At 71.5% G+C, this 14,956-nt stretch carries 12 protein-coding genes; 5 read left to right on the top strand and 7 right to left on the bottom strand.

What is annotated here, in order from left to right; all coding sequences use genetic code 11:
* Positions 1-178 precede the first annotated feature (178 nt).
* Positions 179-1,441 (top strand): alpha-L-fucosidase, encoded by a 1,263-nt coding sequence (locus OG246_RS29015; protein WP_266469801.1) that lies wholly within the window; start codon positions 179-181, stop codon positions 1,439-1,441.
* On the opposite strand, the gene OG246_RS29010 is transcribed toward OG246_RS29015, so the two are convergent.
* Genes OG246_RS29010 through OG246_RS28990 form a run of 5 tightly spaced genes read right to left on the bottom strand, consistent with a single transcriptional unit; the run spans position 1,417 to position 6,156 of the window.
* The gene (locus OG246_RS29010; RefSeq protein ID WP_266469799.1) at positions 1,417-2,349 is read right to left on the bottom strand and encodes a PfkB family carbohydrate kinase; all 933 of its coding nucleotides are present in this window, start codon (positions 2,347-2,349) and stop codon (positions 1,417-1,419) included. The genes OG246_RS29015 and OG246_RS29010 overlap by 25 nt on opposite strands.
* Positions 2,346-3,350: an ADP-ribosylglycohydrolase family protein gene (locus tag OG246_RS29005; RefSeq protein WP_266469797.1), complete on the bottom strand. Its 1,005-nt coding sequence runs from the start codon at positions 3,348-3,350 to the stop codon at positions 2,346-2,348. The genes OG246_RS29010 and OG246_RS29005 overlap by 4 nt, the downstream gene beginning before the upstream one ends.
* Before the next feature lie 36 nt (positions 3,351-3,386).
* On the bottom strand, positions 3,387-4,094 hold the full coding sequence (locus OG246_RS29000; protein WP_266469795.1) for a GntR family transcriptional regulator: 708 nt from the start codon (positions 4,092-4,094) through the stop codon (positions 3,387-3,389).
* Positions 4,091-4,654: a cysteine hydrolase family protein gene (locus tag OG246_RS28995; RefSeq protein ID WP_266469793.1), complete on the bottom strand. Its 564-nt coding sequence runs from the start codon at positions 4,652-4,654 to the stop codon at positions 4,091-4,093. The genes OG246_RS29000 and OG246_RS28995 overlap by 4 nt, the downstream gene beginning before the upstream one ends.
* A complete protein-coding gene (locus OG246_RS28990) occupies positions 4,651-6,156 on the bottom strand; it encodes a cytosine permease (protein ID WP_266469791.1) in 1,506 nt (501 codons plus the stop codon). Before OG246_RS28990 ends, OG246_RS28995 begins: the two co-directional genes overlap by 4 nt.
* A 192-nt stretch (positions 6,157-6,348) precedes the next feature.
* Here OG246_RS28990 and OG246_RS28985 point away from each other — a divergent pair, with 192 nt between their 5' ends.
* The 3 genes from OG246_RS28985 (at position 6,349) to OG246_RS28975 (ending at position 10,289) form a co-directional block, all read left to right on the top strand.
* The gene (locus OG246_RS28985) at positions 6,349-7,368 is read left to right on the top strand and encodes a permease (RefSeq protein ID WP_266469789.1); all 1,020 of its coding nucleotides are present in this window, start codon (positions 6,349-6,351) and stop codon (positions 7,366-7,368) included.
* Positions 7,365-8,138: a TIGR03943 family protein gene (locus OG246_RS28980; RefSeq protein WP_266469787.1), complete on the top strand. Its 774-nt coding sequence runs from the start codon at positions 7,365-7,367 to the stop codon at positions 8,136-8,138. Before OG246_RS28985 ends, OG246_RS28980 begins: the two co-directional genes overlap by 4 nt.
* 129 nt (positions 8,139-8,267) lie before the next feature.
* Positions 8,268-10,289 (top strand): serine protease, encoded by a 2,022-nt coding sequence (locus tag OG246_RS28975; protein WP_266469785.1) that lies wholly within the window; start codon positions 8,268-8,270, stop codon positions 10,287-10,289.
* 76 nt (positions 10,290-10,365) lie between these two features.
* Here OG246_RS28975 and OG246_RS28970 read toward each other — a convergent pair whose 3' ends face one another.
* On the bottom strand, positions 10,366-13,356 hold the full coding sequence (locus OG246_RS28970; protein WP_266469783.1) for a LuxR C-terminal-related transcriptional regulator: 2,991 nt from the start codon (positions 13,354-13,356) through the stop codon (positions 10,366-10,368).
* 217 nt (positions 13,357-13,573) lie between these two features.
* Between OG246_RS28970 and OG246_RS28965 the strand changes: the two genes are divergently transcribed.
* Positions 13,574-14,326, top strand: a complete 753-nt coding sequence (locus OG246_RS28965) for a hypothetical protein (RefSeq protein WP_266469781.1) — start codon at positions 13,574-13,576, stop codon at positions 14,324-14,326.
* Positions 14,327-14,382: 56 nt separating this feature from the next.
* On the opposite strand, the gene OG246_RS28960 is transcribed toward OG246_RS28965, so the two are convergent.
* Positions 14,383-14,925, bottom strand: coding sequence for an FABP family protein (locus OG246_RS28960; protein ID WP_266469779.1), 543 nt, complete (start codon positions 14,923-14,925; stop codon positions 14,383-14,385).
* Positions 14,926-14,956 lie beyond the last annotated feature (31 nt).

Raw genomic sequence — 14,956 nt, 5'->3', positions numbered from 1 at the left:
GGAGTTGCACTGCAAGAAGAACCGGAAAGTTCCTGAAATCTCTTGCAGCGCGGAAGCTACAGGGACATGACAGGCACGTAAAGGGATCTCACAAGGTTCGGGCCGCACGGTGAGAATCGACCAGTAGTGGTGACCTGCGCCCACGCGCGGGCCGCGCACCCGCGCCTAGCGTGGCCGCATGCCGATGCAACCCTGGTTCTCCGATGCCAAGCTGGGCATCTTCATCCACTACGGCATCTACGCCGTGGACGGATGGGCCGAGTCCTGGTCCTTCTACACGGGCGAGGTCACGCACGAGCAGTACATGAAACAGCTCAACCGCTTCACCGCTTCGCAATACGACCCGACGGCCTGGGCGGAGCTGTTCGCCCGTGTCGGCGCCAAGTACGCGGTGCTGACCACCAAGCACCACGACGGCGTCGCCCTGTGGGACACCGGCCACCGGAACCTGGACGTGGTCCGGGACACCCCGGCCGGCCGGGACCTGGTCACCGGCTTCGTCGACGCCCTGCGCGAGCGTGACCTCAAGGTCGGCCTCTACTACTCGCACTCCGACTGGAACCACCCCGACTACCCGAGCGTCCGGCACGTCAGGCCGGGCGAGTCCCCCAGCCCCTTCTCCCATGCCGAGCCGGGCAAGGAGGACCCGGCAGCCTGGCAGCGCTACCTCGCCTACCGCGACGGTCAGGTCGGCGAGCTCGTCGACCGCTTCCACCCCGACCTGCTCTGGTTCGACGGCGAGTGGGAGCGCACGGAGGAGCAGTGGCGGATGCGCGAGCTGGCCGAGCTGATCCTCGCGGGCAGCCCGGACGCGATTCTCAACGCCCGCATGCTCAGTCACGGCGACTACGCGACCCCCGAGCAGGGCGTCCCGCTCCAGGCCCCGGACGGCCCCTGGGAGCTGTGCCTGACGATCAACGACTCATGGAGCTACCGGCCCACCGACCACGACTACAAGTCGGTACGCCAGCTGGTGCGCTACTTCACCGAGACGATCGGCATGGGCGGCAACCTACTGCTCGACGTCGGCCCCATGGAGGACGGGACGATCCCGGCGGAACAGGTCGAACGCCTGGAAGGCATGGGCGCGTGGATCTCGCGACACGCCGACGCCGTGTACGGGACGGTCGCCGGACTGCCGCCCGGCCACCACTACGGCCCCAGCACCCTGTCCGCCGACCGTCGCACCCTGTACCTGACCTGCTTCGACGTGCCGCGCGAGGCCGTGTCGATCCGCGGGCTGCGCAACGCGGTGCGCCGGGTGTCCGTGCTCGGCACGGGCGCCGAACTGGGTCACCACATCACCGGTGGCCTGGACGCGGTACCCGGCGTGACCTGGATCGACGCCCCCGCCGCGGCCGACCTCGACGAGTACGCCACTGTGCTGGCCGTTGAACTCGACGGTGAGCTGGACCTCTACCGGGGTACCGGGCGCGACTGACGGAGGAACTCGTCGAGCGCCTGCGCGTCGGGCGCGGTGGCGGGCCCGGGCCGGGTGACCGCCACCGCGGCGGCCGCGTTGGCGCGGAGCGCGGCGTCGGACGGGGGCAGCCCCTTGGCCAGCGCGGCCATGAAGACGCCGGTGTGCGCGTCGCCCGCGCCGTTGAGGTCGACAGCCCGGACGGTGAAGCCGGGGATCGCGGAGAGCGTGCCTTCGTGGTGCAGGAGGCAGCCGTCCGGTCCGGTACGGATCAGGGCCGAGCCGCGCTTCAGACGTGACCGGACGGCCACGGCCGCGGCGGACGGGTCGTCGATCCCGGTGAGCAGCAGGGCCTCGCGGGCATTGCAGGTCCACCAGTCGGCGCGCGCCAGGAACAACTCCATGGCGGCCGTGGGGATTTCGTCCACCAGCGGCCCCGGGTCGACGATCACGGTGACGTTCTGGTCGAGCCGAGGCACCCATTGGGTGAGGGCGTCACGGTTGGCTTCGTGCAGCAGGCTGTATCCGGAGATGTAGACGAAGTCATCCGGTCCTGGCCGCAGTTCGGCGAGATCGCCGACGGTCAGCGTGGCCTCGGCACCGGGGCTCGTGACAAAGGTGCGCTCACCCTCGGCGTCGACGAGGCAGACGACGAAGCCGGTGTCGAGGTCCGGGCGGGGTGCCGACAGGACGTCGATGCCCTCTTGGCGGAGCGCGCTCCGGGCGCGGTCTCCGAAGGGGCCCGTGCCGTGGGCTCCCGCGTAGGTGACGGGCAGGCCCTGGCGGGCCGCCGCCGCCAAGACGTTGAAACCGCCGCCAGGCGTCCGCTCGGTGCGGGTGGCCAGGACGTCGCCGCCGCGTTCGGGCAGGGCGGGAACCTCCAGGACCAGGTCCATGACCACATTGCCGAGGTGCAGGAGCCGGGTCACGGCCGCCCTCGCAGGGTCAGGAGCGCGGCGGCTGTCGCGTCCAGGTCCAACTGCGGATTCACTCGTACCAAGGTCGCCCGCGCCTCGGCCGGGAAGGCGTCCACGCCGTGGCAGGCGCCGCCGACAGCGCCGGCGATCGCGGCGATGGTGTCGCAGTCGCCGCCGACGGACGCGCCGAGCAGCACCGCCCGCCACGGGTCGTCCGGGCAGGCCGCCAGGACGGCGAACGCGGCGGGCACGGACTCCTGGGTCGCGAGACTGGTGCCCACCAACGCGTAGACCCGGTCGCAGACTTGGGCCGCGTCGAGGTCTCGCACCAGCTCGGTGGCCCAGACGATCCGCTCGGCCACATCGGCGGCGGCCACCCAGTGGCCACGGCCTCCCGCCAACCGGGCCGCCGACACGGCGACTTCGACCGCCTCCGGAACCGACGCACCGTCAAGTCCCGCGCTGACCGCGGCGGCCACGGCTGCGGCGCCCGCGAGCGCGACCCCCGTGTTGTGGGTCAGCCTGCTGGCCTCCACGACCCGGTCCACCATCGCGACCGGATCCGTCGAGGCCACGGCGATACCCACGGGTGCGATCCGCATCGCCGCGCCGTTGGTGGTGCCGTACCGCCCGACCTCGTCCACGGGCGTGCCCGCCAGGACCTGTTCCACCGCGCGCTTGGTGGAGGGGCCGAGCAGATCGAGGGAGCCACGGGCCCGCATGTCCTCCTCCCAGGCCACCAGGCGCCGGGCCAGCTCCGCCGCGTCGACACTTCCCTTGCCGTCGAGCAGCAACCGGGCGAGCAGGAGGGCCTGTTCGGTGTCGTCCGTGATCGCCCCGGCCGGCATCCCAGCGGCCAGCGGATGGTCCGGGGCGGCGGGGTGGAAGCCGGTCAGCATCGGTCCGTACCGGGCGACGATCTGCGGGCGCGACAGCATCTGGGTCGGCATGCCAAGGGCGTCACCGAGGGCGAGCCCGTACAGGGCTCCGGCGGCGCGGTTCTGGAGGGTCATGGGTACTTTCCGTAGGGAGTCGGCCGAAGCCAGGGGTCAGCCGAACTCGAGGGACAGCTGGAAGTGGTCGGGGTCGAGCAGGCTCTCGACGTGTTCGACGAACGCGCCGTCGACCGCGCGGCTGGTGCGCCGCGTGTCGAGGAACCAGTCGCCCGGTTCACGGCGCAGCACCTCCGCCTCCCGGACGTCGATCCGCCGCCCGGCCAGCCGCTGTTCACCGTGGTCGGGCCGCAGTCCGGCCCGCAGCAGCACCTCGGTGAGGGAGAGCTCGCCGAGGCCCTGCCCCGGCAGTTCCCTGACACCGGGAACGGGCGGCAGACAGCTGCGTTCGTACGAGATCACCGAGCCGTCCGCGACGAGTTCCCGGATCCGCTCCACCCGTATGAACGTCGGTGTGTCCAGGGCGAGTCGACCGGCGAGCTCCTTGTCGTGAACCTCCCGTACGGCGAGGGTCCGCACGCGCGTGTCGATGCCCTGGACGGCCAGGGCGTGCGCCCAGCCGAGCCGGTCGTCGAGCGGGCGGCCGTCGTAGAGCACGTACGAACCCTTGCCGGTGCGGGTGGCGATCAGGCCCGCGTCGTTCAGTTCGGCGAGTGCGGCGCGCACCGTGGTGCGGCTGACGCCGAAACGCTGGGCCAGGGCGTGCTCGCCCGGCAGCTGCTCCCCCGTCGGCCGGTCCCCGCTGCGGATCTCCTTGGCGAGTACTTCGGTGATCTGCTGATGCTTGAGGCGGACTCCGGTCATGCCGCGCCCCCGGCGAGCACCTCGTCGACGGTGACGACGCGGATCAACGGCCGGTACAGGTCCAGCACATGGAGGGCCTTGGCGTGCGAGTCGTCGTCGACGCCCGCGCAGGCATCGGCCACCACCAGCACCTCCACTCCGGCGTCGGCGGCGGCGAGGGCGGTGGACATGACGCAGCAGTCGGTGCTGACTCCGGCCAGGACCATCCGCCCGTCGGTGCCGACGCGTGCGGCGAGCTCGGGGGTCCACTTGCCGAAGGTGGTGGCGTTCACGAAGTGCCGTGCCTGTTCGGCGAATTCGTCCGCCAGCTCCCACAGCCGGGCGTCGGGTGGCTGCAGCGCGAAGGGCCACTGGTCGTAGTACGCACGCCAGGCGCCAACGGGTTTCTCGGGCGCGAGGAAGCGGGTGAAGGTGACGCGGTCGCCGAAGGCCGGCAGCAATCGGCGTACACCTTGGGCGGCTTCGTCGAAACGGGGCGTCGCCCAGGGGCTGTCCGGTTCGGCGAAGACGCGCTGCATGTCGATGACGGTGAGCTGACCGTGAACCTGTTCGTCACTCATGCCGCGCTGAGCACCTCCTCGCTGGGCTTCTGCTGCTCCTGGGCGCGCACCCGGCCGCGGCCGAGGGCCAGCGTGCCGAGGAATCCGACGGCGAGGGCCAGCAGGACGCCCAGATTGGCGTAGGCCCAGGCGCCCGACTTGCCGCCGAGTCCGAACGGGTCGAGCAGATAGCCCTGCCACTCCAGCCAGCTCGCGGCCGAGTTGGTGACCAGGCCCCAGCCGAGGGCGGTGGCGGCGACGGTGAGCAGCAGCGGCTGGAGCGGGACATCGCCGTACCGGCCGCCGGTGCGGAACAGGTCACGCTCGTCGTAGTCACGGCGGCGCATCACCAGGTCGGCCAGCATGACCCCGCACCAGGCTGCGACGGGGACGCCCAGCGTGGTGAGGAAGCCGATGAACTGGCCGAGGAAGTTGTCGCTGAAGAAGACGATGTAGACGGAACCCGCGATCATCAGGACGCCGTCGACGAGCGCCGCCAGATAGCGCGGCACGCGCAGACCGGCGGAGAGCAGCGCCAGGCCGGACGAGTAGATGTCCAGGACCGCTCCGCCGACCATGCCGAGCACGGCGACGACGGCGAAGGGGATCAGGAACCAGGTGGGCAGGATGGTGGTCAGCGCGCCGATCGGGTCGATGGCGATGGCCTGGCTGAGGTCCGCGGAGGAGCCCGCGAGGAGCAGGCCGAAGAGCAGCAGGAGCAGCGGCGCCACCGAGCCGCCGACGGTGGTCCAGCCGATGACGCCCCGGCTGGAGGAACCGCGCGGCAGATAGCGGGAGTAGTCGGCGGCGGCGTTGACCCAGCCGAGTCCGAAGCCGGTCATCATGAAGACCAGTGCGCCGATGAACTCTTGTCCGGAGCCCGCCGGTACGGCGCTGACGGTGCTCCAGTGGATGTGGTCGGCGACCAGCGCGATGTAGACGACCGTGAGCACCCCTGTGACAACGGTGATCACCGTCTGCAGGCGCATGATGACGTCGAAGCCCATCACGCCCCCGATCACGATCAGCGCGCCGACCAGGATCAGGGCGATCACCTTGGTCTCGGTGCCGCCGCCCCAGCCGAGCCGCCCGAAGACGGTCGCGGTGGCCATCGTCGCGAGCGCGCAGAGCACGGTCTCCCAGCCCACGGTCAGCACCCAGGAGATCACCGAGGGCAGCCGGTTCCCACGGACGCCGTAGGCGGCGCGGCTGAGCACCATGGTCGGCGCGGATCCGCGCTTGCCCGCCACGGCGACGAAGCCGCAGAGCAGGAAGGAGAACACGATGCCGATCGATCCGGCGATCAGCGCCTGCCAGAAGGAGATGCCGAAGCCGAGCGCGAACGCTCCGTAACTCAGGCCGAGAGCACCGACGTTGGCTCCGAACCAGGGCCAGAACAGTGTCCGGGGAGTGCCCTTCCGTTCGGCGTCGCCGATCACGTCGAGGCCGTGTGTCTCCACTTGGAGCTGTCGGCCCGCGGATCTGTTGTCCGGGGATTCGCGGGTGTCGTGGGATTCCGTCATCGTCGACCTACCTGTCTAGACGTGTTCAGTGGAGGTTAGGTCGGCCGCCATGAGGCGTCAAGGGGCGCGAGCGAATGGGAAACCCGCCCGCGGACGTTGCACCTCACGGTGAGAAGCTGTGCCGGAACCGGCGTACTGAAGGTGGAGGGGCATTCAGCCACCGAGCCCTTCCTTACCGGAGGTACCTCACCCGTGACCATCACCAAGGCGGTCCCGCCCCCGGTCGAGCACCGCGACGCGGGCGATCGGCAGGGCCGGCGGGGCTGGCACCTCAGCTCCCCCCTCGTTCTGACCATGCTGCTGCTTGTGCTGGTCACGCTGCAGGGTTCGATCCGGCAGGCGCTGTCCGCGCCGGTGATGCAGAGCTGGATGACCGTGTTCGTCGCGGTGATCATCCAGGCCCTGCCGTTCCTCGTCCTCGGTGTGCTCCTGTCGGCGGTCATCGCGGTGTTCGTCCCGCCCTCGTTCTTCGCCCGCGCCCTGCCGAGCCGGCCCGCCCTCGCGGTGCCGGTCGCCGGGATGGCCGGGGCGGTCCTGCCGGGCTGTGAGTGCGCCTCCGTGCCGGTGGCCGGGGCACTGGTGCGCCGGGGCGTCACACCCGCGGCGGCGCTGGCGTTCCTGCTGTCCGCGCCGGCGATCAACCCGATCGTGCTGACCGCCACCGCCGTCGCGTTCCCGCGCAATCCGGAGATGGTCCTCGCCCGGTTCGTGGCCAGCCTGCTCGTGGCGTGCGCGATGGGCTGGCTGTGGCAGCGGCTGGGGCGCGCGGACTGGCTGCGCCCACCGTCCCGCCCGGCGCACGACGGCCTCGGCAGGGGTGCGGCGTTCTGGGGGTCCGTACGGCACGACGTGATGCACGCGGGCGGCTTCCTCGTCGTCGGCGCGATGGCCGCGGCCACGCTCAAGGCCGTCGTACCGGAGAGCTGGCTGCAAGCCGCGGCGGGCAACTTCCTGGTGTCGGTCCTCGCCCTGGCGGTCCTCGCGGTCCTCCTTTCGATCTGCTCCGAGGCCGACGCGTTCGTGGTCGCCTCGCTGACCCAGTTCTCGCTCACCGCCCGCCTTGCGTTCCTCGTCGTCGGGCCGATGATCGACCTGAAGCTGTTCGCCATGCAGGTCGGCACCTTCGGCCGCGGGTTCGCGCTGCGGTTCGCCCCCGCCACCTTCACCCTGGCGATCCTCATGTCGCTCCTCGTCGGGGCGGTGCTGCTGTGAACCGGCAGGCGCAGGCCGCGGTCCTGTTTCTCGTCGGCGCGGCGGTTCTCAAGGCCGGCTCCAGCGACCTCTATCTGCGGTACGTCAAGGCCGGGTTGCGCCCGTTGCTGCTGGGAGCCGGCGTCGTTCTGATCGTCACCGCCGCCGCGACCGTGTGGTACGAGCTGCGGCAGGGGCGCGCGCCCGAAAAGGACCGTGCCGACGAGGAACACGGCCACGCGCCCGAACCGGACCATGACGACGAGGAACACGGCCACTCCCACCGCGAACCCCGCATCGCCTGGCTCCTGGTTCTCCCCCTTCTCGCCCTCATCCTGGTCGCGCCACCCGCCCTGGGCTCCTACAGCGCGATGCGCACCGGTACGGCCTTGCAAGCCCCCTTCGGCTACGCCGCCCTGCCCGCCGGCGACCCGATTCCGCTCAGTCTGGTCGACTACGCCGGCCGCGCAGCCTACGACCACGGGCGCACCCTCGGCGACCGCCAGGTCAAGGTCACCGGCTTCGTCGCCCTGGACCACGACGGGACCCCCTACCTCGTCCGCATGGCCCTCAACTGCTGCGCCGCCGACGCCCAACCAGTCAAGATCGGCCTGACCGGACGGATTCCCCCCGTCCTGCAACCCGACTCCTGGCTCGAGGTCACCGGTACCTACACCAGCGAGCGGACCAAGGACCCGGTGAACGACGGTGTCATCCCTTTCATCAAGGTCGGCGAGGCCAAGCCGGTCGCGGCCCCACGCGACCCGTACGACGAGAGCTGGAACAACTGAGCGCTTCTCCGGCGAACGGCGGGCCGACCGGCCGTTCCATGGGGAGTTCCCCGATGCCGTACGGCGGAGGACCGGGCTAAGCAGAGAGCAGCCCGTTTTCTCCCCAGCCTCGCCTTCGGGATGGTGCTCATGGACACCCACGGTTTCAACGAGGACATGTACGAGCGAGTGCAGGCCGCCCGGCAGCAGCATGACGACGCGGCAGCCGACCGATACACCGACGCGCTCCCGCAACGTGAGGAAGCCGAGCGGCTGGCCGAGCAGGGGGTGTCCCTGCCGGATACCGAACCCCAGCTCCAGGCCCGCGCGGAACACCTGATCAGCGGGGGCGCGCTGCCCATGGAGACGGTGATGTCCCTCGTCTCGCAGGAAGGGCCGGGACGGCGGCTCCTTGAACGCATCATCGGTGCCTCCAAGGACCTCCAGGCGGTCAACTTCCTCTCGCGCGGCTCGCGTGCCGCCGCGACCGTGGGCCGCATCTCGGTGTCCGACAACGGCCGCATTCTGCCGCTGGGAACGGGGTTCCTCGTCTCCCCGGATCTGCTGATGACCAATCACCATGTGCTGCCCGACGCGGACATGGCCGCACAGGTCGTCGTGGAGTTCGCCGCCGAGACCGGAATCGACAACGCCCCGGCGCAGCCGGTCCTGTACCGGCTGGTCGCGGACTTCGGTCCCATCACCGACGCAGGTCTTGACTTCTCCCTCGTCCGCGTCGCGGCGGGGGCCGACGGGCGCCCGCCGGGTTCGCAGTTCGGCTGGAACCGGCTCATCGAGGCGCAGGGGAAACTGGTGGTCGGCGAGTCCGTCAACATCGTGGGGCACCCGAGCGGCCGGCTCAAGGAGATCGCCATCCGCCGCAACGAACTGCGGGTCCAGCTCGACGACTTCCTGCAGTACGACACGGACACCGAGCCCGGGAACTCCGGTTCGCCCGTGTTCAACGACCAGTGGGAAGTGGTGGCGCTGCACCATGCCGGTGTCCCCCGCAAGGACGCCCAGGGCAGGGAACTGCGGCGCGACGGCACCCTCGTACAGCCCGGCGACCCGGACGACCTGGTGGACTGGGCCGCCAACGAGGGCGCTCGGGTCAGCCGTATCGTGGCGAGCCTGCGTGCGTCACTGGCCGGGACCGCACGCGAGCAGGTGCTCGGGGACCTGAGCCTGCTCCCCGCCACCGCCCCCACAACCGTGCCCGCCACCGAGGCACTCCGGGCGGGAGCCGCCGCGGCCGCTCCGCTGCGCCGGGGGCTCAGGGGCCGAACGGGAGCGTTCGCGGGGCGCAACAACCTGCTGTTCCTGCATGGGCGGGGCCAGGAGAAGGCGGATCCGGAGAGCATGCGTCGCTCCTGGACGGCAGGGCTCAACCGGGGGCTCACCCTCGCCGGTCTGCCGACGGTGGATCCGGTCGACGTATGGCTCCCGTTCTACGGCAATCGCACCGCCGGTACGTCGGGCCGCGAGGCGCTGCTCGGTGACGAGTCGACGCTCGGGTACGCCTCGGCCGCCCCGCCGGTCGACCCCACGGCCCGGGTGCTCTACGAGCAACTGGTCCGGGAGGCCGCGGTGAAGGCCGGTATGCCGGAGGAACTGCTCACGGCACAGGAGGGGTTCAGCCTGCCGGGCGGCGCGTCCGGCGTGCTGCGACGCTCGTTGGCCTGGCTGGCCGCACGCACGGATCTGGACGCCTTGTTCGTGTCGGCCGTCCTGGGCGATGTAGCCCGCTACCTCGACAACCGGGAGACCCGGCAGGCGGTCCTTGACGCCGTGCTCGAGAGCGTGCCCGACTCGGGCGGACTGACCATCGTCGCGCACAGCCTCGGAACCGTTGTGGCCATGGATCTGCTGACGCAGCTGGACACCGCGGTCGACGTACGGCTCCTCGTCACGGCCGGCAGTCCGCTCGGTCTGGACACCGTGTACGAGCGGCTGCTCGCCCCGAAGCTGCGGCGTCCGGAGCGGGTGGGGCGCTGGGACAACGTCTGGAGCCCGGCCGACCCGGTCACGATCGGATGCCCGCTGCGTCCCCGGTGGGGTACCGACATCCATGAGTCCGTCGTCACGAACCCGCGCGAGCAGGCGCACGACATCGACGAGTACCTGGCGCATCCGGACGTGGCCGGGGCGGTGGTGCGGGGACTGCGCCCGTGAACTCCCCCGTCGACCACTCCCGTTGACCGGACCGCTCCCGTGACCCCGGCCAGGGTCACGGGAGTCGCGTCGCAGGTCAGCGCACCACGTCCGCGTGTACCAGGTACCCGGCCAGTTCGGACCGCGACCGCACGCCGAGTTTCCGGTAGACGCGCGTCAGATGGGCCTCGACGGTCTTGCGCGACACGAACAGGGCGGCGGCTGCCTCACCGTTGCTCAGCCCGTCTCCGACGGCCAGCGCCACCTGCAGTTCCTGGGCTGTGAGCCTGTCGATCCGCGGTTCCGGTGCCCTTGTGTCGGCGGCCCGGTGTCCGGCCGCGGCGAGTTCCACGGCCGCCCGGGACCGCCAGGAGCTCGCGCCGAGGCCGGCGAAGGCCAGCTGGGAGGCGAGGAGCAGCCCCCTGGCCGCCTTGGGCCGCCGGAAACGGCGCAGCAGCTCTCCGCACACCAGCTGGGTCCGCGCCAGCTCGAAGGTCATCTCCTCGCGCACATGGACGCGTTCAGCGGTCCTGAGCCATCCCTCCGCCTCGTCCGCGGACGAGGCGAGCATGATCCTGCAGTGCGCGTGGGCGGCCGCCGGCCAGGCGAGACCCGTGGACCGGGCCAGCCCCTCGATCCAGCCCGTGAGCCGGACCGCGCTGTCCCGCTCCCCGGTGCGGACGTACGCCTCGGCGAGCTCGGTCAGGAACGGCATCAGGTTGGGGTTGCCGAGTCCCATCTCGTCCGCGAGCGACAGCGCTCGTTCCAGGTGCCCGGCAGCCGCCTGCGGCTCCCCTCCGGTGAGCGCCGCCGAGCCCAGCGCCGCCTGGGCGAAGAGTTCAAGGCCGCGCACCTTGCCGCAGTGCCGCTCGTAGGCCGTAATACGGTCCTCACAGCCCGCCCGGTCGCCACGCAGCCCGTCGAGCCGCGCCAGCAGGAGCAGCGCGTACCCGGTCATCGCCCGGTGCCCGAGTTCCTGCGCCCAGCGCAGGGCTTCGGCCCCGGCGGCCCTGGCCATCGGCCAGCGACTCCACGACATCGCCTCGCACCGACCGACCAGGGCGTACGGCAGCAGGGCGGGAACCCCGTCGCGCCTGGCGCCGTCGATGACCGCGTCGAGCACCGCCGTCGCCGCCTCCCTTTCGTCCACCCAGGAGAGCGCCTGGCCGATCTGCACAGCCAACTGCTGCTCCTCCAAAGGCCAGTTGCCGTGCAGTGCCGCCCGTCCGGCAAGCAAAAGGCCGCGGCCTTCGGGCACCTTCCCGGCGAGTGCCAGCGCACAGCCCCGCATCACGTTGGAGAGGTGCCGGGACGAGCGCGTACTCGACTCCGCACCGGCCTCTTCCTCAAGGATGTCGGCCAGGGCGGCGGCGCGCGCCGAGGTGTCCACCGCCCGGCCGATCCGGCCGTCCATCGTCGCGGGCAGGGTGGCCGCCCCGTACAGGGCGCAGGCCCGGAAGCGGTCCACCGGCTCCACCGCCTCGGCCGCGGCCACCAGGGAACGGTGGGCCCGGCCGGGATCGCCGAGCCAGCCGCAGGCCTGGCCGCGCAACAGCTCGATGTCGGCGGTCAGCCGTACGTCCTCGCTCCAGCGCAGGGCCTGTTCGCACCAGTCGACGGCATCGCGGGAGGCCCCTCCGTAGAAGGCGTCCCGCGCCGCGTTGAGCAGACGCTCCGCCCTGTCGGCGGCCGAGGGCGACAGTTCCGCGGCGCGGTGCCAGGCGTGCGCCGCAGCACCGAGCGCGCCGCGGCGACGGGATCGTTCGGCCGCGTCCGCCAGCGCCGAGGCCACCGTCTCGTCCGGACCGGCCGCGGCAGAGGCGAGGTACCACGTCCTCACCTCCCCGGCCGAGAGATCCGCCAACGTCCGGTACGCGCGCAGCCGTTGGGCCACCGAGCAGTGCCTGAACACCAGAGGCCTGAGCACCGGATGCCGCAGTTCGTAGCCGCGCTCCCGGACACGGATCAGCCCGCTCTCCTTGGCCTCGTCGAGGGTGCCGAGTGACAGCCCGTTCACCGCCAACGCCCTTTCCAGTAGGGCGAGTTCGGGGACACGGCAGGCGGCGACGTACAGGAGGGCGGTGCGCGTCTCAGGTGACAGGGTCCGCATCCGCCCCCACCAGGCCCGTTCGACCATCGGCCCCGGCATCTCCCAGGCCGTGTCCGCCAGTTCGTCGCCGCGTTTCCTCGCGTCCTCGAGGGCCGCCGCGTACTCCACCAGGACCAGCGGATTCCCCGAACTGAGCCGGACCAGGCGGGTGACCGCGGGCTCCTCGGGGTCGACTCCGCCACGCTCCAGCAATCGCAGGCAGTCGTCCTCCTCCAGGGGCGCGATGGTCAGCCTGGGCACGTCCTCCCAGGTGACGTCGTCATCGGAAGCCGGCCGTGCGGCCATCACCAGGGCCACTCGCTCGGTGGCGAGACGGCGTGCGACGAACTGCAGGGCCCGTCTCGACGAAGGGTCCGACCAGTGCAGGTCGTCCACGAGAAGCACCAGCGGCTCGGCCTCCCCCGCGGCGGCGAGCACACCCAGCGTCCCGACGCACACGGCGTACGGATTCGGCTCATCGGCCTCCATCAGCGCGAAGCACGTCTCCAGCGCTCTGCGCTGGGTCGACGGCAGTTCGGCGAAGTGCGACCGCAGCGGCAGCAGGAGGTCGGCGAGCACGGTGTAGGGCAGCACCGCCTCCGACTCGACCCCGCGCGTCCGCAGGACCCGTATCGCCTGCGACACGGCCCCGCACGCGGGCTGGGTCCGTACCGGCTCCGACTCGATCCCGCGCTCAGGCCGGGCCCGTGCCGGCTCCGACTCGGTCCAGCGCTCAGGCTGAGCCCGTACGGCCCCTGCCCCGCCCCCGCGTTCAGGCAGGTTCCTGCCGTGTGCCCGCCAGGCGACATAGTCGAGCATGTTGGTCTTCCCGATGCCGGGGTCACCCCGCAGCAGCAGCGCGGCCCCCCGGTCGGGCAGCGAATCCAGCAACCCGTCCAGCAGCGCACACTCCCGTTCGCGCCCGACCGGTACCCGCACCCCGTAGCCGTCCGCGACCCACTCTTCGCGGAGACCACCTCGCAGCGTCGGCTCGTTCATGATTCCCCCGTATGCGCGCCACCGCCGCGGCTCTGCGCGCCCGACCAGAATGCTCCCCTCGCGTCGGTCACCGGGAGTCACCGGCAGCCGTTCATCCCGCTCTACGCCATCCGGCGGATGCGCTTGTCCCGCACGGAAGTTGGGGACTTCCCCGATGCGCGGTGGCCAGAGCACGCGGTCAGCTGTCGGGAGGTGCGTGCTCTCCGGAGGAGGCGTCTTGGTGGTTGCTCAAGGCCGGCTGGACGTCGTCGAGCTCAAGGTGACCGTGTCCCCGGAGCAGGCGCGTCGCGCGGGGATCTGGGATGCGGTCCTGGGGCGGGGCCTGGACCGGCGCATCTGGTTCTGCGAGCAGTCCGACGCCTGTCCCGCCCGGCTTCCGCTGCTGGACTCCGGCGTCATCCTGCGCCTGCGTGAGACACGGGCGCGGCCCGACGACACCACCGTGCGGCTGCGCCCGTGCCGTCCCTCCCTGCTGACCGCTGACTGGGCCGCGCCGAGGGACACCGGAATCGACCGGCTGGACTTCACATCGGACTGGTCCGGCGAGGGACGGATGCTCTCCGTGTCCGTCAACGCCCGCCACCCGGCAGGTACGGTGGCACGCGCCCTGGCCCAAGGCGGTCCTCCGGAGGCCCTGTTCACCGACGCCCAGCGGAGCTTTCTCGCCGACTGCGCGAACGGTCCGGTGCCGCTCGGCCACCTGACAGTCCTGGGCCCGGTAGAGGCGCGCTGGTGGCCCTCCGTCATCTGGTCCCATATGCCGCTCGCCGTCGAGCGCTGGGTGGCGACTTCCGCATCGGGAGCCCGCCTGGACGTCGTCGAGCTCTCCCGCCGTGTCGGACGTGGGGGCGCGGAGATAGCCCAACTCGCCCTGGAGAGCAGTCTGCGCCGACGCGGCGTCGACCCGGCGGACTGCGAGCAGGGCTCCAAGACCAGACGCGTCCTCGAACTACTCACGGCGACACCGTAGGGGATTCCCGCAAGCCCACACCGGCTCGTGCAAGGCCCGCTGATGGGTGGACCTTGTCAGCCCCGGCGCCGCAGCCGCGCCGACAGATGGTGCTGCAACGGCTGACCGACCGCCTCGAGGTCGTGGTCGAACGTGAGCGTGCCGTCGTCGGTCAGCGTGTAGCGGCGGCGCGTGGCGCCGACCTTCTTGGCGGTGGGGGCGACGGCCACCTCGTGGGTGGAGAGGTCGACCGTGTTGCCGGTCGCGCGCCCGACCATGATTTCCGCGATGCCGGTGGGCTGGGTGATCAATGCCTCCACCCGGCCGTCGGGCTGAAGCCGCCACCAGCCGCTCTCCCGGGCCGACGGACGCAGCGGCGCGCCATCGGCGTCCAGCAGCCAGGCCCGGGCCTCGTAGTGCAGGAAGGGGCGGCCGTCGTGACTGAAGGTGACCTCCTGCGCGTACGAGAAGTCCCCGGTCAGCGTCGGGTACCCGCCCTGGCCCCGGCCGTGCCAGAAACCCAGCAGGCCGAGCACGGGCTCCAGCAGTGCGTGCGGTGCGGGTGCCTCGTCCGGTCGGTGACTGTCGGGGTACGGGTACTCCGGTGCGGGGTCGAACACGCTGTGCGCTCCTGGGGTCGGTGCGAGGCCC

This window comes from Streptomyces sp. NBC_00620 (assembly GCF_026341825.1).
In the GTDB taxonomy this organism is placed as follows: Bacteria; Actinomycetota; Actinomycetes; order Streptomycetales; family Streptomycetaceae; genus Streptomyces.
Note: the sequence above shows the minus strand (reverse complement) of the source record. Positions and strands in the feature narration are given on the sequence as shown.